At 42.4% G+C, this 23,032-nt stretch carries 25 protein-coding genes; 11 read left to right on the forward strand and 14 right to left on the reverse strand.

The features are described 5' to 3' along the window. The first annotated feature begins 5 nt into the window (after nucleotides 1-5). The 4 genes from BMW45_RS11105 to BMW45_RS11120 all read left to right on the forward strand — a co-directional run bounded on the left by BMW45_RS11105 (nucleotide 6) and on the right by BMW45_RS11120 (nucleotide 3,384). Complete coding sequence (locus tag BMW45_RS11105) at nucleotides 6-632, forward strand: chemotaxis protein CheC (RefSeq protein WP_054790128.1); 627 nt, start codon at nucleotides 6-8, stop codon at nucleotides 630-632. Further along, nucleotides 625-1,107 carry a chemotaxis protein CheD gene (locus tag BMW45_RS11110; RefSeq protein ID WP_038283827.1) on the forward strand — a complete coding sequence of 161 codons (483 nt, stop codon included), beginning with the start codon at nucleotides 625-627 and terminating at the stop codon, nucleotides 1,105-1,107. The genes BMW45_RS11105 and BMW45_RS11110 overlap by 8 nt, the downstream gene beginning before the upstream one ends. A gap of 83 nt (nucleotides 1,108-1,190) precedes the next feature. After that, on the forward strand, nucleotides 1,191-2,099 hold the full coding sequence (locus tag BMW45_RS11115) for a chemotaxis protein (protein WP_092243411.1): 909 nt from the start codon (nucleotides 1,191-1,193) through the stop codon (nucleotides 2,097-2,099). A 4-nt stretch (nucleotides 2,100-2,103) separates the two neighbouring features. Then, nucleotides 2,104-3,384, forward strand: a complete 1,281-nt coding sequence (locus BMW45_RS11120; protein ID WP_092243412.1) for an EAL and HDOD domain-containing protein — start codon at nucleotides 2,104-2,106, stop codon at nucleotides 3,382-3,384. Here the strand turns inward: BMW45_RS11120 and BMW45_RS27465 are convergent. Together BMW45_RS27465 and BMW45_RS11130 are read right to left on the reverse strand one after the other, a co-directional pair. Continuing rightward, nucleotides 3,381-3,980: a late competence development ComFB family protein gene (locus BMW45_RS27465; RefSeq protein WP_143057029.1), complete on the reverse strand. Its 600-nt coding sequence runs from the start codon at nucleotides 3,978-3,980 to the stop codon at nucleotides 3,381-3,383. The two genes, BMW45_RS11120 and BMW45_RS27465, sit on opposite strands and share 4 nt — an antisense overlap. A gap of 22 nt (nucleotides 3,981-4,002) precedes the next feature. Then, the gene (locus BMW45_RS11130) at nucleotides 4,003-4,776 is read right to left on the reverse strand and encodes a ParA family protein (RefSeq protein WP_092243418.1); all 774 of its coding nucleotides are present in this window, start codon (nucleotides 4,774-4,776) and stop codon (nucleotides 4,003-4,005) included. A 143-nt stretch (nucleotides 4,777-4,919) separates the two neighbouring features. Between BMW45_RS11130 and fliD the strand changes: the two genes are divergently transcribed. The 3 genes from fliD (at nucleotide 4,920) to BMW45_RS11145 (ending at nucleotide 8,228) form a co-directional block, all read left to right on the forward strand. Beyond that, nucleotides 4,920-7,373: a flagellar filament capping protein FliD gene (gene fliD, locus BMW45_RS11135; RefSeq protein ID WP_166433325.1), complete on the forward strand. Its 2,454-nt coding sequence runs from the start codon at nucleotides 4,920-4,922 to the stop codon at nucleotides 7,371-7,373. Between the two features lie 18 nt (nucleotides 7,374-7,391). Beyond that, nucleotides 7,392-7,760: a flagellar export chaperone FliS gene (gene fliS / locus BMW45_RS11140; protein WP_092243424.1), complete on the forward strand. Its 369-nt coding sequence runs from the start codon at nucleotides 7,392-7,394 to the stop codon at nucleotides 7,758-7,760. A gap of 72 nt (nucleotides 7,761-7,832) precedes the next feature. Next, nucleotides 7,833-8,228 (forward strand): hypothetical protein, encoded by a 396-nt coding sequence (locus BMW45_RS11145; RefSeq protein ID WP_092243426.1) that lies wholly within the window; start codon nucleotides 7,833-7,835, stop codon nucleotides 8,226-8,228. 21 nt (nucleotides 8,229-8,249) lie between these two features. On the opposite strand, the gene BMW45_RS11150 is transcribed toward BMW45_RS11145, so the two are convergent. Continuing rightward, a complete protein-coding gene (locus BMW45_RS11150; protein ID WP_166433326.1) occupies nucleotides 8,250-8,972 on the reverse strand; it encodes a C39 family peptidase in 723 nt (240 codons plus the stop codon). Nucleotides 8,973-9,150: 178 nt separating this feature from the next. Here BMW45_RS11150 and BMW45_RS11155 point away from each other — a divergent pair, with 178 nt between their 5' ends. Beyond that, nucleotides 9,151-10,437 (forward strand): nucleotidyltransferase domain-containing protein, encoded by a 1,287-nt coding sequence (locus BMW45_RS11155; protein ID WP_092243432.1) that lies wholly within the window; start codon nucleotides 9,151-9,153, stop codon nucleotides 10,435-10,437. Nucleotides 10,438-10,439: 2 nt separating this feature from the next. Here BMW45_RS11155 and BMW45_RS11160 read toward each other — a convergent pair whose 3' ends face one another. From BMW45_RS11160 to BMW45_RS11210, 11 genes are all read right to left on the reverse strand, one after another. Beyond that, complete coding sequence (locus BMW45_RS11160; RefSeq protein WP_092243433.1) at nucleotides 10,440-10,691, reverse strand: carbon storage regulator; 252 nt, start codon at nucleotides 10,689-10,691, stop codon at nucleotides 10,440-10,442. Continuing rightward, the gene (gene fliW, locus BMW45_RS11165) at nucleotides 10,666-11,139 is read right to left on the reverse strand and encodes a flagellar assembly protein FliW (protein WP_092243434.1); all 474 of its coding nucleotides are present in this window, start codon (nucleotides 11,137-11,139) and stop codon (nucleotides 10,666-10,668) included. Before fliW ends, BMW45_RS11160 begins: the two co-directional genes overlap by 26 nt. A 21-nt stretch (nucleotides 11,140-11,160) precedes the next feature. Continuing rightward, on the reverse strand, nucleotides 11,161-11,769 hold the full coding sequence (locus BMW45_RS11170) for a DUF6470 family protein (RefSeq protein ID WP_092243435.1): 609 nt from the start codon (nucleotides 11,767-11,769) through the stop codon (nucleotides 11,161-11,163). 21 nt (nucleotides 11,770-11,790) lie between these two features. Beyond that, entirely contained in the window at nucleotides 11,791-12,804 is a 1,014-nt protein-coding gene (locus BMW45_RS11175) for a hypothetical protein (protein ID WP_092243436.1), read from the reverse strand. A gap of 10 nt (nucleotides 12,805-12,814) precedes the next feature. Then, a complete protein-coding gene (locus BMW45_RS11180) occupies nucleotides 12,815-14,836 on the reverse strand; it encodes a flagellar hook-associated protein FlgK (RefSeq protein ID WP_166433327.1) in 2,022 nt (673 codons plus the stop codon). Next, nucleotides 14,833-15,261 carry a flagellar export chaperone FlgN gene (gene flgN, locus BMW45_RS11185; protein ID WP_166433328.1) on the reverse strand — a complete coding sequence of 143 codons (429 nt, stop codon included), beginning with the start codon at nucleotides 15,259-15,261 and terminating at the stop codon, nucleotides 14,833-14,835. The genes BMW45_RS11180 and flgN overlap by 4 nt, the downstream gene beginning before the upstream one ends. Continuing rightward, nucleotides 15,254-15,577, reverse strand: a complete 324-nt coding sequence (locus BMW45_RS11190; RefSeq protein WP_092243445.1) for a flagellar biosynthesis anti-sigma factor FlgM — start codon at nucleotides 15,575-15,577, stop codon at nucleotides 15,254-15,256. The genes flgN and BMW45_RS11190 overlap by 8 nt, the downstream gene beginning before the upstream one ends. Nucleotides 15,578-15,710: 133 nt before the next feature. Then, nucleotides 15,711-16,757, reverse strand: a complete 1,047-nt coding sequence (locus BMW45_RS11195; RefSeq protein WP_092243448.1) for a protein-glutamate methylesterase/protein-glutamine glutaminase — start codon at nucleotides 16,755-16,757, stop codon at nucleotides 15,711-15,713. 147 nt (nucleotides 16,758-16,904) lie between these two features. Further along, on the reverse strand, nucleotides 16,905-17,717 hold the full coding sequence (locus BMW45_RS11200) for a CheR family methyltransferase (RefSeq protein ID WP_092243451.1): 813 nt from the start codon (nucleotides 17,715-17,717) through the stop codon (nucleotides 16,905-16,907). A 14-nt stretch (nucleotides 17,718-17,731) separates the two neighbouring features. After that, nucleotides 17,732-18,202 (reverse strand): chemotaxis protein CheW, encoded by a 471-nt coding sequence (locus BMW45_RS11205; protein WP_054790151.1) that lies wholly within the window; start codon nucleotides 18,200-18,202, stop codon nucleotides 17,732-17,734. 74 nt (nucleotides 18,203-18,276) lie between these two features. Further along, nucleotides 18,277-20,415 (reverse strand): chemotaxis protein CheA, encoded by a 2,139-nt coding sequence (locus tag BMW45_RS11210; protein ID WP_207649066.1) that lies wholly within the window; start codon nucleotides 20,413-20,415, stop codon nucleotides 18,277-18,279. A 125-nt stretch (nucleotides 20,416-20,540) separates the two neighbouring features. Between BMW45_RS11210 and BMW45_RS11215 the strand changes: the two genes are divergently transcribed. Genes BMW45_RS11215 through BMW45_RS11225 form a run of 3 tightly spaced genes read left to right on the forward strand, consistent with a single transcriptional unit; the run spans nucleotide 20,541 to nucleotide 22,992 of the window. After that, a complete protein-coding gene (locus BMW45_RS11215) occupies nucleotides 20,541-21,962 on the forward strand; it encodes a hypothetical protein (RefSeq protein ID WP_092243454.1) in 1,422 nt (473 codons plus the stop codon). After that, nucleotides 21,949-22,341 (forward strand): EscU/YscU/HrcU family type III secretion system export apparatus switch protein, encoded by a 393-nt coding sequence (locus BMW45_RS11220; RefSeq protein WP_092243456.1) that lies wholly within the window; start codon nucleotides 21,949-21,951, stop codon nucleotides 22,339-22,341. The genes BMW45_RS11215 and BMW45_RS11220 overlap by 14 nt, the downstream gene beginning before the upstream one ends. A gap of 3 nt (nucleotides 22,342-22,344) precedes the next feature. Then, nucleotides 22,345-22,992: a PilZ domain-containing protein gene (locus BMW45_RS11225; RefSeq protein WP_092243459.1), complete on the forward strand. Its 648-nt coding sequence runs from the start codon at nucleotides 22,345-22,347 to the stop codon at nucleotides 22,990-22,992. Nucleotides 22,993-23,032: the final 40 nt, after the last annotated feature.

Genomic DNA, 23,032 nt, shown 5'->3' on the forward strand with positions numbered 1-23,032 from the left:
ATATCATGAAGATAACACGTTACGATGAAATGAGCGGATTAGGGCTGGACTTAATCCGGGAGATAGGCAGCATAGGCACAGGAAATTCAGCTACTGCACTGTCCTCCATGCTGGGAAAGACCGTGCGCATGACTCTTCCGGATGTACAGATTCTCGATTATAACGATGCCATTAAATTTTTGGGAGACCCGGAAGAAATTGTGGCGGCTATATTGGTTAAGATGTCTGGAGAGATCAACGGACTAATGCTGTTTGTCCTGAAACTGGATTTTATCAACCAGGTCTTATCCAGTCTTATGCAGGAGGAAATTGAAGACTATTACCAGTTAAATGTTTTGGAAACCTCAGCACTTGAAGAGGTGGGAAATATTATCATATCTTCTTACGTCAATGCCATTTCCTCCCTCAGTGACGTCTCCATTAGTTTGTCTGTTCCTGATACAGCGATAAATATGCTGGGCGGAATATTAAGCGTGCCAATGGTGGAGTTTGGCTATCAGACGGATAAAATGATGATGATCAGCGGTCAGTTTATCATAGGGGGCAAGGTGCTCCATAGTGATCTTCTTATGATGCCGGAGATTCAATCATTGAACTTTTTAATGGAAAAGCTGGGGATAATCAATGGATAAAAATCTGACGGTTGGAATCGCAGACATGAAGTTTGCCAGGCAGGAGGGAATTTTAATTACTTATGCCCTTGGTTCCTGTATTGGGATTAGTTTGTATGACCCAATGATTAAGCTGGGAGCTTTGGTACATATAATGCTTCCGGAGGTATTCGGTTCAGGTGATGGGAATATATTTAAGTACGCAGATACCGGACTGGCTGAAACGCTGCGCAAGATAGAGATCATGGGAGCGAGAAAGCCCAGATTGATTGCTAAGATTGCCGGAGGAGCAAAGATGTTTGAATTACAGGGAAACAGTACTCTTGGTAATATCGGCGCCCGTAATATTATCAGCGTGAAACAGATTCTTCGCTCAGAGGGGATCCGTCTTGTGGCTGAGGATGTGGGAGAAAACTACGCACGGACCATGACCTTTGATGTCAGTACGGGAGGAGTCAGAATAAGGACTTACGGTAGAGCGGAAATTGATTTGTAAACATTATGAACCGGAGGAATTATGCCGATATTTTATTAGGCAGATGTTTTTGCCGGATTATATTGAGATAAAGGAGAAGAAGTATGGCAGAAACAGAGATTTTGTTAGAGTCAGGTACCAATGAGATCGAAATAATGGAATTTACCATTTATGGTGAATTGTATGGCATCAACGTGGCAAAAGTACGTGAAATCATGATGTCAGATAAAGTAAAGCCCATTCCTCATGCTCACGCTTCTGTGGAGGGAATATTCAAGCCCAGAGATATCCTTCTCACTGTAATTGACCTTCCCCACTATCTGACAGGAAGCAAAACAGAGCAGCAGCCGAAAGATTTATTCATTATTACTAACTTTAACAAGCTGCATATTGCGTTCCGAGTTCACAGCGTAGTGGGAATAAGCCGCATTTCATGGAAGGATATACAGAAGCCGGACAATACCATCAGCCGGGGGGAGGAAGGAGTGGCAACAGGCATTGCCCAGTGCGGGAAGGATTTGGTTACAATCCTGGATTTCGAAAAAATCGTAGCGGAAATTGCCCCGGAAACAGGGATTCAGTTGAATGAGATTAACAAATTTGAAGACAGGGAAAAAAATGGAAGCCCCATTCTGATTGCAGAAGATTCCATATTGTTAACCAGGATGATAGAAGCTTCGCTTAGGAAGGCAGGCTACCATAACCTGACTTTTAAAAACAACGGACAGGAAGCATGGGACTACTTAAATCAGATTCGGAATGATTCGGACTTTGCTAATAAAATAAGCCTGATTATTACAGATATCGAAATGCCGGAAATGGATGGTCACCATCTGACAAAGCTGGTGAAGGATGATAAAGCGTTACAGCACATTCCGATTGTTATTTTTTCATCAATGATCAATCAGGAATTAATGATCAAAGGAAAGAAGCTGGGCGCAGATGAGCAGTTGTCCAAACCGGAAATCGGACATCTGGTTGAAGTGATTGACCATTTGCTTCAAAGGAGGTAAAACAATGGATAGATATGTCACCCGGCAGCCTATTAAGGCACTTAAGGAGGACAGGATCATTGGCTACGAGGTGCTGTTTCAAAAGGATTATGACGCCCTCTATAATAGTACCGATGTGGCGGCGGCAGATACCATAGCAGGTTTTCTTATGCAGAACACGGAAAGGATTTTCCAGGATAAACTTACGTTTGTAACATTTACTCCTTCTTTATTGTTCCGGAATATGCCGAAAATTTTTGATAAGGATAAATTAATTATTCAAATTGAAGATCATGTGATGATCCATCCCTTATCGCCCGCTATCATCAAAAGATACCGCACGGAAGGTTATATATTTGCAATCAATGATTTCCAGTTTTCTCCCAAGTACTTTACCATGCTGGATTATGTTACCTACATTAAAGTGGATATCAGCAATAAGCACGAAGGAAGAGAACGGGTTTCCTTAAATAATCTTATCAACACCATGAAAGGCTTTGATAAGAAATGTATCGCAACCGGTGTTAATACCAAAGAGGATTATGAGCTTGCCATGGAAGTCGGCGCCGACTATGCGGAAGGCAGTTATGTCGCGGAAGCTATGGCAAAGAAAGTAAAACGGATGGAATTCCTGGAAGGGAACTTCTTCCAGCTTGTTGTGGAAGTATCGAAAGATGAACCGGATATTGAACAGATCGAAAAGGTTATAAGCCATGACGCGGCATTAAGTTACGCTCTACTTAAAATTGTAAATTCTGCTTATTTTGCTCTGCGCAGACGAGTGTCTTCCATTCGCCAGGCTCTGGTTACCATGGGGATCAGTCAGTTAAAGCAATGGGTATACCTTTTAAGCTTTAACAATGATTTTGAAAGTGATGAGTCCCGTGAGGCCATGCTGAAGCTGTCCTTTCTTCGGGCTAATTACGCTATGGTCCTTTCTGACCATATCAAGGACCTGCCCATTATCCGATCAGAGGTTTATATGATGGGAATGTTCTCGACCTTGCAGTACATGATTGATGCGCCATTGGAAGAAATTCTTGAAGAAGTACCTGTGGCCCAGGAGATCAAGGATGCGCTGCTTAAGCAGGAAGGAATATGCGGATCGCTTTATAAACTCATTCTTAGCTATGAAAATGCAGACTGGAAAGCTGTAAAATCTCTATCAAATGAATTAGGTATCCCTTCTTCTCTTCTGGCACAAACCTACATGGATTGTGTAGAAACGGTAAATGAGATATGGGAAGGGGTTGTAAGCAACGCAGACCGGGAAACAGAGAACATAATAAAAGAAGCCCACACCTAATGGTGTGGGTTTTCTTTTACAGCAGAACAGGCTTTGGTCAATTCTACGACTACTTGCTGTGAAAATCGGGTGGAATAAAAGTTTAAAAGAGGAGAAGCGGTGGAATTATCTGCGACTATGTATTTGGGAGGCAGATGGGACAGTGCCAGGGCTGTGACATCTGCGGTGCATCGGTCACAGTTGCAAACATCGAATTTATCCATGTATTCTGATACCGCATTCTTTACGATGTGTTCCATAACATTCAGATATTGAAATGATGGAATCGATATTTCCGGTGCATCGGGTTCTGTTTCCTGGACAAGGGAAGGAGTCTCCGGTTCAGGAGCATCTTCCATCCCTTCTGCTTCCTCTAACTGCTCCCTGATCAATTCTGCCACCGGGTCGGGGGCTGAAGAAGACATGTCTATAATGGAAATAGGAGTTGGAGGAGAAGGTGGCTGATTTGAATCCGTAAGTTCCCTGATTTTTTCCGTGGAATCAGAGGTTTGCCGGGCTGCAAGATTTTCTCTGGCAGCCTCTTCTTTAGAGGATTCAGCCTCTTCTCCTGCTAACAGATTCATTACATGAGCTGTTTTACTGCTTTTTCTGGCCATAATTAAAACTCCCTTCAGGTAATTAATTTTTACGTTGTTTAATCAATTCCAGAACCTCGGAAATCAATTCCTTGTAGTCCTGGGCCGGATTGGATCTTGGAGCATAATCCAGAAGATTTTCTCCCTGGGCAGGAGCTTCCGCTACGCAGACACTGGATCGAATATGGGTATTAAATACCGTAGAGTTGATCTGCAGTGCGATTTTCTGTGCCATTTCCTTTACTTCTTTGGAAAGGAGGGTTCTGGGATTATATTTGTTAAGCAATATTCCAAGGACCACCAGATCCGGATTGACGGAAGAGCGGACGGTGTTGATGGTATCTTTAATCTGGGAGACACCCAAAAGGCTTAGAATTTCCGGAACCATGGGGATGATCAGATAGTCAGCAGCCGCATAAGCATTTACAGTGAGAATATTTAATGCAGGGGGAGTATCGATAATTATGTAATCATAATATCCGGTTACAGTAGAGAGAATATTTTTAAGAATACATTCCCGTTGCTTTCCTGTAAACTCCAGTTCAGCTCCGCTTAACAGGATATTGGAGGCGATTACATCGCAGCGCTTTGTAGACTGGATGGCCTCCTGCAGGGAAGCGGTCCCTTTTAACACTTCGTAGATGGTTGCGCCGGATTCGATCTGCAGACCAAGGCTGAAGCCTAAGTTGCCCTGAGGGTCTAGATCCACCGCCAAAACTCTTTTATTATTCATGGCAAGACCGCAGGCAAGAGCACAGGAAGTGGTTGTTTTGCCTACGCCGCCTTTTTGATTTGTAATTGCAATGACTGTTGACAACTTCTATTCCTCCAATCGTAAATTGAAATAAAACTATTATCTTTAGTATACAATATGTCGATAAATAAGTATAGTAAAAACAATAAAAAAGCTGTATTTTAGAGAATCATGAAGATATGTGTCGTTTAGAAAGGAGCTTCAATATGGCATCAGTATACAATAATGTGGCTAGTAATAGTTTATCTTCTTCTGTTCGTGGCTATGGCGGCCTTGCAAGCGGCTTAGACCGTGACAATCTGATTAAAGGAATGACCGCCGCCACAAGAGCGAAGATTGCAAAGCAGGAAAAGAGCAAACAGACCCTGCTGTGGAAACAGGATGCTTACCGCTCCATCAGTTCCAAGCTGGTTGAGTTTTCAAGAAAATATACTTCCTATTCCTATTCAAGTACCAATCTTTCAAGTCCTGCTTTTTGGGCATCGAACAACGTTACGGCAATAGGGGCAAACAGCAAGTATGTACAGGTTTCAGGAAGTTCTTCTGTTGCAGATTCCATTTCCATTGTAGGAGTGAAACAGCTTGCCCAGAAAGCCTCTGTAATTTCCAGTGATAGGATTTCTGATGGAGCACTGGAAACTGGAATGATTGATTTAAATGAAAACAAAATGATGAGTACTCTGGAGGGGCAGTCTTTAACCTTCCAGTATGGTAACAAAACTTTTTCTGTTTCTTTAAAAAGTGGTGTGGATAAGAATGGCGATCCATACGATTATTCCACTGAAGCCAGTACGGTAGACGCTATCAATAGGTCTCTGAAAGAGGTTGCCATTGGGGACGGCAAGACTTTGGCAGATGTTTTGAAAGTAAGCGGTGAAGTAGATACTGCAACAAATTCTTTTAAACTGGATTTTAAGTCAATTGATCCTGATAAAAATGAAATCCGCCTCGCAGGAGGAAGTAAAGGAGCAATGGAAGCCCTTGGTATCAGTGACAGCAATGTGTGGTCGCAGCTGGTAAAGGATGGTAAGACAGTGATTGGTGAGGCCGGAATGTCGGCAGAATTAAAGGGGATGGATCAAACTCTTTATAAAGATAAGTCCTTTGAAGAGCTGGTAAATGGGAAAAGCATGAGCTTTACTTATAATGGGGTTACGAAATCTATAGACCTTTCCAGCCAAAGCAGTATGAAGGAGCTAGCGGAAGACATCAAGACTAAACTGGAAAAAGAATTTGGAAAGGGACGGATTAATGTGACGGTAGTTCCGGATCCGAATGACCCGACGAATGCTAAAAAGGGAACGCTTAAGTTTGAAACAGTGAAGCCTGAAGGAGGGTCTGATGACTCCTCCAGTTTAATGATCGCCTATGGCGATGCAGAGGTAAGAGCAGCCTTACAAGTGGCAAACGGGGACTCAAACCGCCTGAATTTGGATGCAGCGATCGGAAAATCCGGCTTAAGCACTATTGATCCGGTACCGGGAGATTTAAATACTCCGCTGAAAATTGTAATCAATGGAGTAGATATTAATAAAGATGGAAGCCTTAATTATAAAAGTACCTTGAATCAAATCATGGAAAAAATCAACTCCTCCGATGCTGGCGTGACAATGAGCTATATGAGAGATGCTGACAAATTTTCCATCGTAGCGAAAGAAGACGGAGCATCGGGAGGAATTGAATTTGATCTTGCGGGTACGGATAATGAAAAGCTGTTTGGAGCCATAGCAAAGCCCGTCACAAATCCTGATGCCAGCCAATCTGCTGCGAAGTATTCCGGTAAGGATGCCGTAGTATTAGTCAAATATGCCGGCTCATCGGATCCGGTCGAATTGACCAGAGGTAGTAACACCTTTGATCTGAATGGGTTAAATGTCACCGTAAGCGGAACCTTCAATGAGTCAGGAACGGGAGGGGCAGATCAGGCTGTCACCTTTAACGCTAAAACAGATTCCGATAAGATTACAAAAGCAGTTTCCGAGATGATTAAGGATTACAATGATATCATCAAGCTGGTTAACGATCAGATTTCCACAAAACCAAACCGCAAATATGAACCATTGACTGATGAGCAGAAGGCGGAGATGTCGGAAAAACAGATTGAGCAATGGGAAGAAAAGGCCAAGGAAGGCCTGTTGTTTAATGATCCTGACTTAAGAGGTCTGTCTGACAGTATGCGCTTTATCTTTGAAGGTGGCTCTGAAAAGAAAGCCCTTCTGGAGTCTTATGGAATTTCCACAAGCAATAAATACCAAGAGAACGGAGCTTTGGTATTTGACGAGGTAAAGTTCCGGGCAGCCCTTGAGAAGTCTGGAGAAGACTTACAGAAGCTGTTCACCGATGGTGCGGATACTCTTACTGGAGATAAGGGCGGCGTTATGACCCGTTTAACTGCAATTACAGATAAATACGCTTCTGAAACAGGTGCCACAAAGGGTATCCTGATTGAAAAAGCAGGTTCCTCCTATGCTCCTGTCAGCATTCTCAACAATTATATCAAGAAGTCCGTGGACAGAATTGATGATTATATCGAGCGTCTCCAGTCTCAGCTTAAGTCGGAGACAGACCGCTATATTAAGCAGTTTACCTCTCTGGAAACATTGATTTCTCAAATGAACTCCCAAAGCAGCTGGCTGCAGAGTTCATTCGGCGGTCAATAAAGAATGGCGGTGTAGAACATGAATGCCTATGGTTATCAGAATTACAAAACGCAGGCGGTAAATACCATGACTCCTGGAGAGATGCTTGGTCTCCTGTATGATGAGTTATTAAAGCGTCTGACTAGAGCGGAGCTTGCCCTGGAGAAAAAGGATTATGTGCTTTTTGACCAATCCATGCAGCGTTCCGTTGAAATTGTTAATTATTTAAAAAATACTTTGAATCATAAATATGAAATAAGCTCCGAGCTGAAACGGTTGTATGATTTCTTTCTTTATGAGTTCAGCCGGATTAGCGCGGGAAGAAATCCAAAGGTGATTGAAGAAGTCAGACCCTTGATAGTAGAATTGAGAGATGCCTTCAAAGAAGCGCAGAAGTTAAGCAGTTAAAAAGTGGTGCCGGAGGGAAGATTTTCTCTCCGGCTATTTAATATTCATTTATGAGAATGAGGGAGGATGCACATGGAAGAATCCATTCTGTTTGAAATTCTTAAAGAGATGCAGAAAAAATATACGTTTATTGTCGAAATTGAGCGCATTACCCGGGAGATGGGAGATGCCCTATCTCGAAATGACAGGGAATCGGTTCAACTACTATTGGGTATGCGCCAGGATGAAATGAACAAAGCAGATGTATGTACCAGGAACGTAGATTGCCTCGTATCCGCCCTATCACCGGAAGACGGCAGTCAGGTTAGAGAATGGCTTAACTGCGATGGAGGCAGGAATCCTGACAGTCCTATTGCAGGGATGTTGGTGGAGAAGAGAAAGAGCATTCAGCTGGCGCTGAAACGGACCATTGAGGCGGATCGCTACATAAGCATGCGGTTATCAGGAAAGGACTCTTTCTATCAATAAAGACCGTGGAAGTACGATTCGTTAATTCGGAGGGCCGATCATCCAAAGAGGCCCTCCATTTGAAGCATGATAGTTTAATTCTTTCAATATAAGTGCGGGATCCCAGTCTAATAGACAATTATTGTATTGATTGGCATCAGCAATTTTTATCTGACCCTCTACTGTAAAGCGGGTAAGAATAATAAAATGCCCATTCTGGGTAAAATGCCCTTTCTTCATAAGGGCTACAATCACATGTCCGGAATTTAATGCATTCTCCAGCCCCTGGACCGTATAATCCTTAACTGGCGTGGCATTTAGGCCATAAGCCAGGGCGCTGTCTAAAATCAGACGGTGAAAAGAACCCTGGCCTGGTGCCCAGGATTTATTTGCTGCCGCCCACGCAGCCATATCAGGAGGAAGCACCTGATTACCGGTAAGGCTTGTGACAACCATAGCCATAACGGTAGGGCCGCAGCCATAGGTGGAAAGAGGATCCTTTCCCCCATATAGAAAGCCGCCCCACCTCGCATCATTCTGGTTATAGTAGGTAAGAGGGCCGCATACGCTGTCCAGCATAAGGTCATACCTTCCCTCTTGGGGAAAATCAGCTGCAGCCGGTTCAAGGCTTTCATTTTGAGAATAGTCTGAAACAACTTCTGTTCCACTTCCTGCTGGGATTGGCTGATCGAAGGAAGGAGAGGCCATAAAAGGTATAACAGTCATAAACAGAGTTCGAAACAGGATATATTGGATGGTATTCAACACATTCACCTTTTCTTTAGTAATATTATTCATTTCTATTTTATTTATCGAACTACTGTCTGATAAAGTTAAGATTGCTTCAAAAAAACCGATATATAATATAAGAGGTATTATTTTACAGCGGTAAATGATAGGCCGTCTGCAGGAAACCGTATATTGATTAAAGGTGGAATCGTGAATGAGTAAAGGATACGAAGAACGGTATTTAATAACACTGCTGTCATCTGTGATGAACCAGAAGGAATCGCCGGCACCGCTGAGGAATTTAAATTGGGATAAGATGTTTCGGCTTGCTGATTATCATCGTGTGGCTCATGTTGTATATTACGGAATTATGGGATTAGATGAAGAGATACCTCAGTCTATCCGTCAGCGATTTTTTGGGAAATATTTAGAATCCGTTCATCGGGTTGAACGTTTGCGTTCAACAGAAAAGCAGGTACAAGCTCTTCTGGAAAGGAACGGGATTAACTGCTTTTTTTTAAACTATTCTGATTTTGTTAAATGCTATCCCATTGAAGAAATGTGCTGCAGGGAATTTATAGAGATTGGTACGGAAAAGAAGTATGCCCAGACTATCAGAACACTTCTCTGGGAAGCGGATTTTGAAGAGCGATATACAGAAATTCGAGGGGAGCTGTACTATCGAGTTCCAGGGAACAAAGTTTTGTGCTTCAACCAAACCATGTTTTTCAGCAGGTTAATGCAAAAGTTTTATATCAATCTACTTCATTCTTTGCCAAATAAAAAGAGTATGAATTATATTCGGGAGATGAATGCCAGTGAGATATATTTATTCCTCATGTGCAGGCTAACAGATTCTTATGCCAGAGGGGATATTAGCTTAAGCCAGATTATTGATTTTTGGGTATTTTATAAAAACCAAGGGGAATTCTTTTCTTGGCCATATATTTACGAACGTTTAAAGGAGCTTAAAATAGAAGAATTTGCGGAACGTCTGGAATATCTCATCCTCCGCTGGTTTGGCACTGGGGCGGGAATTGAAAATGTGGAAATATATGATGCCATGGAATCCTACATCTTCAGCAAAGGTACAGAAGGGCGTGAAATCAGTTCCCAGTTCCTGCCTTTGATCAAAACAGTTGCCGACTGTTATTCCAGAGACAGGAAAAGAGAAGAACTCCTAAGGCTGGTAGCTTGGCTTTTTCCAGACCGAGAGTATATGGAGACTATATATCCTGCATTGGAGAACTTCAGCATACTTCTTCCCTATTTTTGGCTTATCCGTCTTGTAAGATATTTCGTAAGGATGATTGGAAGCAAAATTGGAGAGAAGTTCCGGATCTCGAAAAAGACAGTTTTTCTGCATATGTGGAAAAGATATCAGAAAGTAAATACGAAAGAAAAAATAGAAGCGGAAGAAGATACAAAAGAAGAAGATACAAAAGAAGAAGATACAAAAGAAGAAGATACAAAAGAAAAAACAGCGGAAATACCTAAATAAAATCAGGTATTTCCGCTGTTTTTTGACTGACTCATCAAGTCCTTGATTTTAGAAATAGAGTCTTCGTTTAGGCTGGAGGAAGCGGCCTCCTGATTAGCTGAGGCAGCCTCCAATAGCTCTGTTCGAAGAATTGAAATTTCTTTTGGTGCATCAATAGCTAACTTAACCCAATCATTTCCAATTTCAACAATTGAAACAGTTATATTGTCACCAATTGTAAGGGACTGATTATTTTTTCTTTGAAGAATCAGCATACGACTCCCCCTTTTTTATAAAATCCTTAAGTGGATGACGGAAGCGGTAAAGAGGATTGTCCAAAATTACCTGTCTGCCTTCCCGGGTTTCCGTATTTACCGCAATAGGAGCCTTTAAGTTTACCGTACTGCTCTCCATTGGATCATGGATTACGCTGATAACATAATAAGAAATCTTATCCTCGCCGTCAGAAACTTTTAGAAGTTTTTGATCCTCTTGGGATAATTCCGGTTCGTATTTTTCATAAAACTGGAATGGATTCATAAGAATAAAGGAAACGCTTAAATCATCTATAGACTGCAGACAGATCAACGCATCGCTATTCTCCTGAAAGGCCAGAGGAACATAATTTTTCAAGTCGGCAAAACCAAACAATCCATCAGAAAAATGTATGAATTCTTTTTCTGAGCAAGAAATCTTGCCAAAATATTGTGTACTAATTTCCATAAATACCTCCAGAGTACAGGATTAAGCGATAAGATCTACCGAAGTATGCTCGAATAAATCGGCTGCGCTAGGCGGAACATAAAGAGGCTTTCCAATATATTCAATATTCACATCAGGCATTTGGGTGATAGACAGCTCAACGTTTCCGGGTATAAATTCAAATTGTCCATTTGCTATTTTTATGTCAAAACTCATTCTATCCATTTCGTATTGCATAGAAAAGTCAGGTTCGGACCATTCAATATTAGGCCCTGTATTAGGAAGGAATTGTAATCCGAATTCTCCTGTAGGCATTTGGGCACGCTGACTGAATATTAAGTCAAGGGGATTTGAGATGTTAGGGTCTAACAATATAGCACCTTCTTCTGCGTATGCAGCAGTAGCCTCCATGGCGGCTGATTTACCCATGGCAGCAGATTGCCGCACACTTTCCATTGTAGTGGGACAGACTGAATTACGTGCATCGAACGTATCCAGATACAATTTAGTAGGGCGGTTTTTTACAGTCAGGCCGCCCTTGTTTCTGTCGGTTATCAGGTCAGACTTAGAACTGGAATATTCCAATTTTGCTCTCTGAATTTTCAGTTCGTATTTAATCGGTATGGTCGTAATTCTAAGCAATGGTTCCATTATATCACACCTCCATCAACTTTACTTCATGAAATCAATAAAAGATGGAGATAAGATGCTTGTTCCTACCTTTAGGGCTGCATTGTATGCATACTGATTCCACATATAATCGGTAATAGCATCAGCAGGGTCTATTCCTTCCACCTTTAACATTTGTTCCTGTAGAGAAATATCGTTATTTTCAAGACGGTCTTTTGTAGTAGTTAAAAACTCAGATTTAACACCCAGATTCGTGACTTCATTTAATACGTTGGTTCCTAAGTCTTTGAACTTGTTTGCAAGTTTTCCATAAGCGTCTGCATCAAAGTTACCTTCCTCCAGGGCATCAGCCAACTGGCCGGCTAAAACAATGACATTATTGCTCACACCAGCTGCATCTTGTCCGTATCCAATGGCCTTTATACCGGGAAGAGAAAGATTAAATGCGCTGGAAGGCACGACACGGTCAGCTCCATCGAGAGAAAGCCCCAGCCCTAAATCAACATAAAGGGTTTCTTTGGACAAATTTGCAAGAGTTTTATAATCTTGACTTCCGGGTTCGGCATTCACATCAATGCCCCGGTAAGTAAGGGTCTTTCCATCTTCAGAGAGCGTAAAGGGAGGATTCTTACCGTCTGCTCCGGCAAATAAAAATGTATCCTCATAGGTGGAATTAAGGCTTAAGACCATGGATTTTTGAAACTGACGGATTGCAGTTGCAAAGGTTTGCCGCGTTTCCGGTGTCTGCTTGTCACCGCTCATAGCCTGTAGGCTATAATCAGAACTAATTGTTTTTATAGCATTAGATACCTGCATGAGCGCATCTTCCTGTCCATCCTGACGGGACTGAACGTCCGATAGTGTGTTCAAATTATCCAGATTCTTGTAGTATTTGCGGTGAAGCTGAGATGCACGGGCTGCAGATGCAGGGTTCTCCGAGACGCTGTTAAAGTTTCGTTGAGTCATAACATGGTTTCTGGACGTATTTAAGTTAGCTATGGAAGCCGCAAGATTGCTTTTATAATTCCGTATAATCGCATTGGTTGAAATTCTCATTAGAAACCTCCTATCTTCCTACAATGCCTGTATTGTTTATTAATGTATTCAGTGCTTCGTCAAGGGTTGTCATAAGACGGGCGGCAGCTGAAAAGGATCTTTGGTACTGCATCAGACTAATGCCTTCCTCATCTAAAGAGACACCTGATACGGCATCCTTGCTGTCTGCAGTCTGCTGAAGCACAGATATGTGGTTATTAAGAATCGCTTTATTGGCAGAGCTGTCAATACCCTGGGTGTTTTCCAGATTAGAATAGCACTGGGAAAAGTTTCCGGTATAGTGGGTAATAAATCCGGTTTGAGCGACTCCGTTGGTGTCCATGTAGGTGTATTCATATTTGAAAACCCGTTCATCAGTCAGGGATTTCAGCATTTTTATAATGTTGTCATTGGCAGTGGAACCAGCATCCTCCTTATGAGAAGCGATGATGTGAATGGTGTTGTTCATCCAGTCATCGGATATTTTAATGTTGCTGGCGGTAAAGCGGTTGCTTCCATCGGAGGTCTGGAACAAATCAAAGTTTCTAACATTGAGAGGATTTGCTTTATAGACAATGGACATATCCTTATCACCGGGGGTTTTGATGCTGTCCACATTCGTTGGTACAGAATTTGTGCTGCGCCATTCCAGCTTTCCGGAATTATAGGACCATTCACCTGCTTCACTGTTTCCATCTACAAGCATTGATGGAGTTGTGCCGTTATTCAATTTATCAGTCAGGTTTTTTAAACTTTCTTCAAGAGTTGCTCCAATGGATATATCGTTTATACCGTTTCCGTCGCCAAATGTATAAGTCTCACCATTGATCGTAATTTTTTCTCCTGTTAAGAAGTTTCCGGTCGCCTTTGAGTAATCCATTCTGAAAACTGCTTTTCCATCAGTGTCCTTTAATGCCGTACCTATAGTCGGCAGCAGAGTCACGCCGGTATAAGGTTTCGTATTGCCATTCAATTCATTAAAGGTATTAGCAAAAGTCTGTACAAAAGCTTCAAAGGATTTTTCGTAATATCCAATTCCTCTGTAGTCGGAAGAAGGATGGTCCAGTTCTCCCGATTTATTCAATACATCTACAGTTCCTTTTAAACTTCCCTCTTTCAGGTAATTGGTAATATCCGTCTTTAGGGAGCTTACATCCGCATCGCTGGAGAAATTACTGGCAGGAATCAATGATATGGAAACCTTACCGTCAGGCTCACCGTTGAATCCTTTGTTTCGTGTCATAGAAATTGATGCGACATTTTCGCCATGTTCTCCTGCTGTAAGAGGAAAGGTCATTCCATCGCTGCCTCTGAAATTTACAACCGGATACTCAAATTTAGCTCCTGAAGCGACAACCACATCCTTGTAAGTAACAGTGATGGGAAGGTAGCCGGCAAGCTCATCAAACTTTTCATTTCTCTTATCCAAAAGCTCCAGAGCTGGGTTACCTTGTACCTGGCTCTTCCAGATGGCATCGTTTAACTCTCCGATGTCAGATAGAAGACCGTTAATGGCAGGTATATCCGTATTCTCCAGGCCATTGATGGTTTCCTCCCGAACGCTTTTTAAGTCAGCGGCCTTTTGATGTATGTAATTTACAATGACCTGAACCCTGGAACGGACTATGCTGTCAAACTCGCTGTCATTTGCATTGGCGGACAGCTGATCAAGGCTGGAACTTAAATCACTGAGAGCCTTTTTTAGTGCTTCCTTATCGGTTTCATCAAAAATATCGGCTAATTGATCTAAGGTAGTCTGTCTTGCATCTGCCGTTCCCACCTTGGCAATTTGATTTCGGAACTGAACATCTAAAAATGGATCTCTTATCTGTGAAATGCCGGTAATCTCAACACCATAACCGATTTTTGAACCAGGTCCGGTGCTCATAGAATCGGCGCCTCTTGTATTAAAGCTTGCAAGATCCACCCTCTGTCTTGTATAGCCTTTTGTGTTAATATTTGCTATATTCTGTCCGGTTACATCAATGGCCCTCTGGCTGGCAGTCATGGCCAGTTGGGCAATAGTAAAGCCGGAGAAAGTAGAGCGTGTCATAATAATCCCTCCCATTTTGCATTGTCTGGAGCCATTTTCCCTTGGGAATTCTGAATGGCTTTGTTTATCATGTGAAGATTGATTTCTATCATGGTTCGTGCACCGTCACTTATTTCCTGAAACAGCCTGACCTGATTGGAAAGCCTGTCAAACAGTTCTTTCAGCTTATCACGTTCCTCGTCCTCTGAGACTTTTGAAAGTATCTGCTGGAAAGTATCACCCTTCATGCCAAGCTGTTCCTGGCAATCCTCACGCTTTTTATCAAGGCCTCTCAGCTTTAAAATGGCGGCCTGTTCTTTGTTCATGCAATCTTCCACATAAGTGACCCGATTTTTCTTAGCGGCTTCCAGTTTAACCTGTTCAACTTTAACCAGGTCTTCAAAAAGCTGGATCATATCCTCAATTACTGCGATAAAATTATTCATGGAAATCGGCTCCTTTGTATAAAAGAATTCTTTCGGCAATCTTGTTGGCATCTACTTGATAGGTTCCGTCTTCAATCTTTTGTCTTAAGAGATTCAGCTTTTCTTCTGATGTGGTCTGCTTTACTTCTTTCATAAGAGCATCTTTAAGGCTTGAGATGAACTTGGTATCCATTGCTTCCTGAGGAACGGAACGGATCGTGATTTCATCGTAATTGTTCTTGCCGGATTCAGAAGGGGTGATATCATTTTGATCCTGGTTTTGCCGTATCATGGAGGTATTATACAACGTACCGTAATAGTTCTGTGAAATACGCATTTATTTACTCCTTTCTAAGAATTTTATAAGGAAGTTCGATTTGCCTGGTGGCTCATCAAAGGCTGCTTTTTCTTTACATTTATAATATCGTCAGTTTTAAGAAAATATTAACTTCAGGAACAGAATTTCTAAATTAAAGAGAACTTAAGTGCTTCATCAGGACGCCTGCTATATTTGCGCAGGACACCTGCCTGGTAACAGCTCCTATATTATAGGCTACCATTGGCATTCCGTAAACAACGCAGCTTTCTGCATCCTGCCCAATGGTAAAGGCTCCCTTCTTTTTCATATTGAGAAGTCCTTCGGCCCCGTCACGTCCCATGCCGGTCATGATGATCCCCACGGAGGAGGCTCCGGCTGTATCGGCAATGGACTGGAATAGAACGTCCACGGAAGGACGGTGTCCGCTTACTTTTTCACCTGGATAGCAGCTTACCGTGTAACGGCTTCCCATTTTAACTACCTTCATCTGTAGGTCACCGGGAGCAATCAGCACTTGACCCCTTTCAATGGGATCCCCGCTTTGGGCTTCTTTCACATTCATGGCGCAAAGCCGGTTTAAACGGTCTGCATACATTTTGGTAAAGCCCTCCGGCATATGTTGTGTGACCACAATTCCAGGCGTGTCTGCAGGAAGGTCTTTAAGCACCTGGAGAGTAGCTTCAGTTCCGCCTGTGGAAGCGCCTATGGCAATTATGGTATTAGAGGCATTCAAGGAGAAGGCCGTTTTTCCCATGGCAGAATTCCCTGGCTCTATGAGAGCAGGGGGAGAAACCGGGACTTTAATGACTGCACGGGAAGCAATAAAAATTTTGCTGATCAAGGTATTTAAGAATGTGCTGGCAGTATTACTGCTGGACATGTCAGGTTTTCTTACAAAGTCCACGGCGCCTGCGGAAAGGGCTTCAAACACGTTTAAATTAAGAGAAGAGACTAAAATGACTGGAACAGGATGTTTAGGAAGAAGTTTTTTTACAAATTCAATACCATTGATCATGGGCATTTCTACATCAAGCGTCACTACGTCTGGTTTAAGTAAAGGAATCTTTCGTTCTGCGTCAAATGCATCGACTGCATATCCGATCACTTCTATATTGGGATTTTGAGAGAGATTATCAATTAATACCTTGCGAAACAGCAGGGAATCATCTACTATGAAAACTCGGATTTTTTTTGCCATAATTTATTCCTCCTGTTATTTCTTCTTATCTGCCCACGCTTTATTGGCAGAGCCCACACTGCAGTCGAACTGCAATCCAAAATCCGTGTAATATAAAATCCATCTACTGAAATGGAGAGACAGTAAATAGATTTTATATTACGCAGATCATTCTTTTCGGTAAGTAGCCGGCATTAAATACCGGTAAGGCGTTTTTTCTTTGTTGATTGTTTCGGAGTGCCCGATAAATAAGTATCCGCCTGGGGCTGTTGCATCATAGAATCGCTGAATCAGCCCGTCTTTTGTATTCTGATCAAAATAAATCATGACATTTCTGCAAAAAATAATATCAAATTTTAACCGGAATCGAATGGGGTCCATAAGATTAAAGGTCTGAAAAATAACATTTGATTTTATTGCCGGAGCTACGGAATATAATCCCTGCTCCGGGGATTTGACAAAGTATTTGGATCTCCATGCAGGAGATAAGTTCTTTAAGGATTCCTCATCATATACCGCTTCCTTTGCGGCCTTTAAAGCATTCTGGGAAATATCTGTGGCAAGGACCCTGGTATCCCAGAGGGCGGCCTGGGACCCCAGAGTATCCTTGATAATCATGGAGATGGTATAAGGTTCTTCGCCGGATGAACATCCGGCGCTCCAAATGCTTAAAACTTTATTCTTTTTTGTGTTTATAAGATTAGGAAGAACGGTATCACGAAAAAAATTAAAATGTGCCTCTTCCCGCATAAAGTAAGTATAGTTGGTTGTAAGCTTGTTGAGCATTATTTCCAGATCAGCCTGATTCTTTGATGAAAGAATGTGATCCACATAATCTGTGAAGGAAGTGTATCCCATGGAAATGATGGTGTTTGACAATCTTCCCATAATGAGCTGCATCTTTTTAGACAGGTCGATTCCGTAATTTTTTTTCATGAAATCCACCAGCCGTATGAAATCATGCTGCGAAATTGTTAACATAGAGTAGCCGTCCTTTATGAGTTATTGACTAAGGTCTCGCAGTCCAGAAGAAGGACAATGTGGTTATCTGAAACGGATATCATACCGCTGACCAGTTCTTCCCGGTTATTGGCCGGAACCGGTGAGATTCTGGAATAATCAATATCAAGAACCTGCTCCACAGAATCCACGATGATTCCAATAAATACAGAATCCACATTTAGAACAATAATACAGCTTGAGTTGGTATATTCTATGTCCGGCTTGCCAAGTCTTGACCGGATATCCATGATGGGAACGATCTGCCCTCTTAAGTTGATGATCCCCTTTACATATCTTGGTACCACGGGCATGGCAGTAATGGTATGGTTGGTGATGATTTCAATGATATAATTGGTGCTTACACCAAAAGTAAGGTTTTCTGTGCGGAAGGTTAAATAGCGTTCCGTGGTTTCTGTCCGAGCGGAAGTAAAAGCTTCGGATGTAGCTGTATTTTCTGCTGGCATTTGTATTCCTCCGATTTCAATTTGCTTGCCCAAGATTCTGGGCATAAAGGTATACCTAAAGGGTATTCCAATTATTAATACTGATTTTGTGATGCGGCATACAGGTTTAAAACATCTAATATGATGCTGATACTGCCATCACCAAGAATGGTACAGCCGCTGATACCTGAATCCTTAACGTTAAAGCTGTTTAAGAATACTGGAAGAGGCTTTACAACAACCTGCTGTTCCCCTAAGAGCTCATCGACAAAGAGACAGTAAGATTTGTCACCGGATTCCACCCAAACCAGAATTCCGTCTTCAATACTTGTAATTTCTGTTTCAATGTTGTAAAGCCTGTGGATGCGGAAGATAGGGTAGAACTGGTTCATGCACCTTACGATCTCATTGCCTTCCGTGTCATAGATCACTTCTTCATTCTTCACCTTAAAGGACTGGCGGATGTTCGCAATAGGGATGGTAAAGACAGATTTTCCTACTGAGATCTCCATACCATCCACAATGGCCATGGTGAGGGGGATTTTTAAGGTAGTGCACATTCCTTTGCCTAATTCACTGGAAATGCTTATGGTACCACCGATATTCTCCACATTTTTCTTGACCACATCCATGCCCACTCCACGTCCGGAAAATTCAGTGACAATCTCATTGGTAGAAAAGCCGGGAGCCAGAAGGAGGTTTAAGATTTCTTTTTGTGAGTATTCGCTTTCCGGTTTGGTAAGAATGCCATTTCTCTTTGCTTTTGCAAGAACTCCTTCCGGATTCACACCCTTTCCGTCATCGCTGATGGTAATGATAACTTCGTTGGTTGTATGGCTTGCTGAGAGAGTCAGTTCTCCCTGAGGATCTTTCCCGGCAGCAATACGTTCCTCGGCAGTTTCTTCTATTCCATGGTCCATGGAATTGCGGACAATATGCATGATGGGATCTCCGATGCTGTCCACAATGGACTTGTCAACTTCCGTATTTTCACCGATAATGGTTAAGCGCACATCTTTTTTCAGCTTTTGCTTCATATCCCGGACGATACGGTTCATCTTCTGGAATACACCGGAAACAGGCACCATGCGCAGGGACATTACAATGTCCTGTAAGTCATCGGTCAACTTGCGAAGCTGTCTTGTGGCCTTTAAAAAGCTGTCAAGGTTCTTTAAATTCTGGATATCAGGCGAGGAAGTCACCATGGATTCTGTTATGACAATCTCACCGACGATTGCCACTAAGTTGTCTAATTTTGCCAGATTTACGCTGATCAGATTCTGTTTGCTCGGCATCTGATGAGCGTTACCAGTGGCAGGAGAACCTGGGGCCGGGGTGCTTTCACCTGCAGATGGGGCTGAAACTGCCGCAGCATTCTTCTTTTCTTCACTGGGAGCAGCCTTGGCGCGGGGATTTTCAATCAGTTCATAGGAACGGATGTTGTTCATATTATTGATCTGTGATATGGCTGAATCAGCCGACTCACGGGATTGGAACGTCAGGAAAAAGCCTTTCTCAATTATGGATCCGCTGCTCTGGCTGTTAGTTTCCACATCGGTGGGATAATGGCTAAACTCCAGTCCGGATTCTTTTAATGCGCTGATAAGCATGAAAGCCCGAAGGTTTTCCATTCCGCAGCCTTCATCAAAAAAGATACGAAGGAAAAAGGCAGCCGGATCTTCTGGGCATTCTGCAACGTCCAAACGGATCTCATCCAGGCTGGTGGCAGAAACGGGAGTGGAAACGACCGGTGCTGGCTGGGGAGCTTCTTGGGGACGTGAATTATCCGAATGATTTTTTTCCACGGCAGCGGTCGGGCTATCATCGCTGATTTTTTTCAGGAAGCTATTAATTTCTTGAGTCAGATGGTCGACATTATCACTAAGTGGTTCATTGTTTTCTACTTTTGAAACTTCAGCACGAAGCATATCAGTAGAACGGAACATTAAATCAAAAAGAGTGCCTTTGTGGGAACTGTCAAGGGAATCAAGACCATTCTCACGGATAAAAAAGAATAAATCTTCAATACGATGTGCTATCTGCATCAGGGAGGAAAATTCCATCATAGCAGAAGATCCTTTGATTGTGTGCATGATGCGGAAGATTTCATTTACGTCATCTACTGTAAAATCTCCTGCTTTTTCGGCTTCTATCAGGAGCTCGTCTAATTGCTCCAGGAGGGAATTGGTTTCAAAGAGGTACATATCAAGCATATTATCCATGCCGTTATCCATAGTATTTACACCGCCTTGTTTAGTTTAGTATATATCTATTTATCGGTATGGTTGGATAAAAAATAATAGCAAATTAAATAACCTTTCGAAAATAATATAAAATACCAGTTAATTGGAGGCATAGTATGGCAGATATTTTGAAAGTTACAACACCCCTTTCCGGTTATGATAATTCCACGATTAAAAACAACCCCCAGGCTGGCCAGGGAATCCAGATACAGAACCCAATAGATCCCTCAAAGGCGACGCGGGCGGATAACCGGTCTGATTCCGGGGGAAACGGGGATCAACAGCTGGCATTCCAGTACGGTTCGAATTTCGGTTCATTTCTGAATCAGGTAAAAAACATACCTGATCTTACCAAAATTATGACCGATATTTTTTTCCAGAGTGAGGAAATGCTGACGGGCGGAGTCATGGGAGAAGAAGAAGCACAGAAGATCGCAGCCTTTTTTGAAGCAGCTCAGATGCAGGGAGAAGAGATTCTACCCTTTTTAAAGGAACAGGCCGAATCAGCAGTCCGCTTTAACGGCGGCATTTTTGACCAGCTGCGTCATGTGATGGCAGAAACAACTTCTGTGGATTTAAAAGCAGAGATTTTGAATTTTATCAGAAAATTCAATGATATGTCTTCCGGTAAGCATATACTTCATGATATATTTAATACAGTAAAGGATATGGAGGCATATGTTTTTAAGCAGACAAGAGAGCAGATAGAGGCTTTACTAAAGGAACTGGACTTATCTGCTCCCGAAGGGCAAACTTCAGAGAACAGCGCACTCTTAAAGGAGAAGATCCTTCCTTTTTTGGGCCGTTATATCGCAATGAATCACGATATGGGCACGATACGGGATAAGATATCACTTTTAACGGTATTAATAGCCAGGTATGAAAATGGGGACAGGGAAGAGGTTTTGCAGTCCTTTTCCAAGCTGGCGGGTTACCAGGGTTTTCGCAAATTCTTTGGAGCCATGACTACAGAGCAGTTCGGTGAACTGCTTGATCAGGTCGATTTAGAGCAGGCGGCAGGGAAAAACCAATGGGCGGATAAGTTCGTTGATTTCCTAAAGACCGGTGTGAGCGGAGGCACCGGCCTTGAGAATAAGCAGATGTTTCAGAATATGCTTCAATCTCTGGTCTTAAATGAAAGTGTTTATATGCCCCTTTTGCATCTGGCGTTCCCCCTGGAAATTGACGGGCGGAAACTATTTTCCGAAATGTGGATTGACCCTGATGAGGAGGGCAGCAGCACCCAGGCGGGGGCAAAGCATACGACAAGAATTTTCGTCAAATTTGATATCAGGGAATTGGGCCAGTTTAAGCTTCTGCTTCTTTATGGGGATAATGCAGCCTCCTTACAGCTTTTCTATCCGGAAAAGATGCAAAAAACAGAAGGAAATATTTATAAGGAGATTAAAAATATCCTTGAGCGGTATCATTTCCAGGCAGATAGCTTATATCTCCAGGCAGGGGGCGGTCCCTCTTCTCCAGTAGAGGTATTTCCCAAAATCCATGAAAGGAAGAATTCAGTTGATGTCAGAATTTAAAAATACATTAAATAAAAAAGCGGTCGCGATAAAATATGACGATGCAAAGAATTCTGCACCTGTTATCGTGGCCTCCGGTATGGGATATATGGCGGAAAAAATAATAGAAACTGCCAATGAAAGTGGTGTCCCCGTTTATGAGGATAATTCTCTTGCAACCATTTTGACCCAGCTTGAGCTTGGGAGCCAGGTGCCGGAGGAGTTATATCAGGCTATTGTGGATATTTACCTTTATTTCTTAAATTGTGTACCAGGTTCGGCAGAAAAACCAGCACCGGAGCCTATAAAGGAAATAGAGGAAGAGGATTTAATGAAAGAAGCTTTAGTTAAAGAGGATTTAATGAAAGAGGAAATAATTAAAGAGGAAACGGTGGAGTAGTTTATGTTTACTGAGTGTGAAAAAGCAAGTGTCTTTTCTTTAACTGGTATCTTTATCGCAGAGGTAAAGGTGGTTGATTCCCATATGGACAGTATGGGGCTTATCTTTAATGAGGAAGATATGGATAAGGTGAGCACAGAATCTGTAATCGTATTTCACGACGGTGTTCAGGGGCTTGTTACATGCAAATGCCGTTTGTCAGGCAGAGTAAAGATCAGTGGCGAGGAGATTGGAGAGATCGGTACTGCGATCTATAAGGTTCCGTGTGTGATCGACGAATTGATCGGTATAGAACAAAGGCGTCGTGACCTTAAGGTCAGAGTTTCGTTTCCGGTTACCCTGGAGACGGCGGATTCAGACGGAAAAGTCACACACATAGATGCTAAGATAAAAGATTTAAGTGCAGGCGGGGTCGGGCTTGAATCAGCAGTTGAATTAAGTGTAGAGCAGATCTTTTCCTTTCTGTTTGAAACGGACAGCGACTGTACCAGGCTCAAGGGCTGTATTTTATGGGTAAAGAAATTGTCAGGCGAGAACGAACCGCCACGCTACCGGTATGGCAGCCGTTTCTTTGATATGACATCTTATCAGGAGTCCATGGTCAGGAAGTTCGCTTTTCTGGAACAGCTGAAAAAAAGGAAAACACAGTAATTGCGCTGTAACTTAACGATAAAAAATTATAAACTGTAGT

Source organism: Lacrimispora sphenoides (assembly GCF_900105215.1).
Lineage (GTDB): Bacteria > Bacillota > Clostridia > Lachnospirales > Lachnospiraceae > Lacrimispora > Lacrimispora sphenoides_A.

Excerpts from the sequence above, each read along its gene's own strand:
- BMW45_RS11105 (WP_054790128.1), top strand. The coding sequence starts at position 6 with ATGAAGATAACACGTTACGATGAAATGAGCGGATTAGGGCTGGACTTA.
- BMW45_RS11110 (WP_038283827.1), top strand. The coding sequence starts at position 625 with ATGGATAAAAATCTGACGGTTGGAATCGCAGACATGAAGTTTGCCAGG.
- BMW45_RS11115 (WP_092243411.1), top strand. The coding sequence starts at position 1,191 with ATGGCAGAAACAGAGATTTTGTTAGAGTCAGGTACCAATGAGATCGAA.
- BMW45_RS11120 (WP_092243412.1), top strand. The coding sequence starts at position 2,104 with ATGGATAGATATGTCACCCGGCAGCCTATTAAGGCACTTAAGGAGGAC.
- BMW45_RS27465 (WP_143057029.1), bottom strand. The coding sequence starts at position 3,980 with ATGGCCAGAAAAAGCAGTAAAACAGCTCATGTAATGAATCTGTTAGCA.
- fliD (WP_166433325.1), top strand. The coding sequence starts at position 4,920 with ATGGCATCAGTATACAATAATGTGGCTAGTAATAGTTTATCTTCTTCT.
- fliS (WP_092243424.1), top strand. The coding sequence starts at position 7,392 with ATGAATGCCTATGGTTATCAGAATTACAAAACGCAGGCGGTAAATACC.
- BMW45_RS11145 (WP_092243426.1), top strand. The coding sequence starts at position 7,833 with ATGGAAGAATCCATTCTGTTTGAAATTCTTAAAGAGATGCAGAAAAAA.
- BMW45_RS11155 (WP_092243432.1), top strand. The coding sequence starts at position 9,151 with ATGAGTAAAGGATACGAAGAACGGTATTTAATAACACTGCTGTCATCT.
- BMW45_RS11160 (WP_092243433.1), bottom strand. The coding sequence starts at position 10,691 with ATGCTGATTCTTCAAAGAAAAAATAATCAGTCCCTTACAATTGGTGAC.
- fliW (WP_092243434.1), bottom strand. The coding sequence starts at position 11,139 with ATGGAAATTAGTACACAATATTTTGGCAAGATTTCTTGCTCAGAAAAA.
- BMW45_RS11170 (WP_092243435.1), bottom strand. The coding sequence starts at position 11,769 with ATGGAACCATTGCTTAGAATTACGACCATACCGATTAAATACGAACTG.
- BMW45_RS11175 (WP_092243436.1), bottom strand. The coding sequence starts at position 12,804 with ATGAGAATTTCAACCAATGCGATTATACGGAATTATAAAAGCAATCTT.
- BMW45_RS11180 (WP_166433327.1), bottom strand. The coding sequence starts at position 14,836 with ATGACACGCTCTACTTTCTCCGGCTTTACTATTGCCCAACTGGCCATG.
- flgN (WP_166433328.1), bottom strand. The coding sequence starts at position 15,261 with ATGAATAATTTTATCGCAGTAATTGAGGATATGATCCAGCTTTTTGAA.
- BMW45_RS11190 (WP_092243445.1), bottom strand. The coding sequence starts at position 15,577 with ATGCGTATTTCACAGAACTATTACGGTACGTTGTATAATACCTCCATG.
- BMW45_RS11195 (WP_092243448.1), bottom strand. The coding sequence starts at position 16,757 with ATGGCAAAAAAAATCCGAGTTTTCATAGTAGATGATTCCCTGCTGTTT.
- BMW45_RS11200 (WP_092243451.1), bottom strand. The coding sequence starts at position 17,717 with ATGTTAACAATTTCGCAGCATGATTTCATACGGCTGGTGGATTTCATG.
- BMW45_RS11205 (WP_054790151.1), bottom strand. The coding sequence starts at position 18,202 with ATGCCAGCAGAAAATACAGCTACATCCGAAGCTTTTACTTCCGCTCGG.
- BMW45_RS11210 (WP_207649066.1), bottom strand. The coding sequence starts at position 20,415 with ATGGATAACGGCATGGATAATATGCTTGATATGTACCTCTTTGAAACC.
- BMW45_RS11215 (WP_092243454.1), top strand. The coding sequence starts at position 20,541 with ATGGCAGATATTTTGAAAGTTACAACACCCCTTTCCGGTTATGATAAT.
- BMW45_RS11220 (WP_092243456.1), top strand. The coding sequence starts at position 21,949 with ATGTCAGAATTTAAAAATACATTAAATAAAAAAGCGGTCGCGATAAAA.
- BMW45_RS11225 (WP_092243459.1), top strand. The coding sequence starts at position 22,345 with ATGTTTACTGAGTGTGAAAAAGCAAGTGTCTTTTCTTTAACTGGTATC.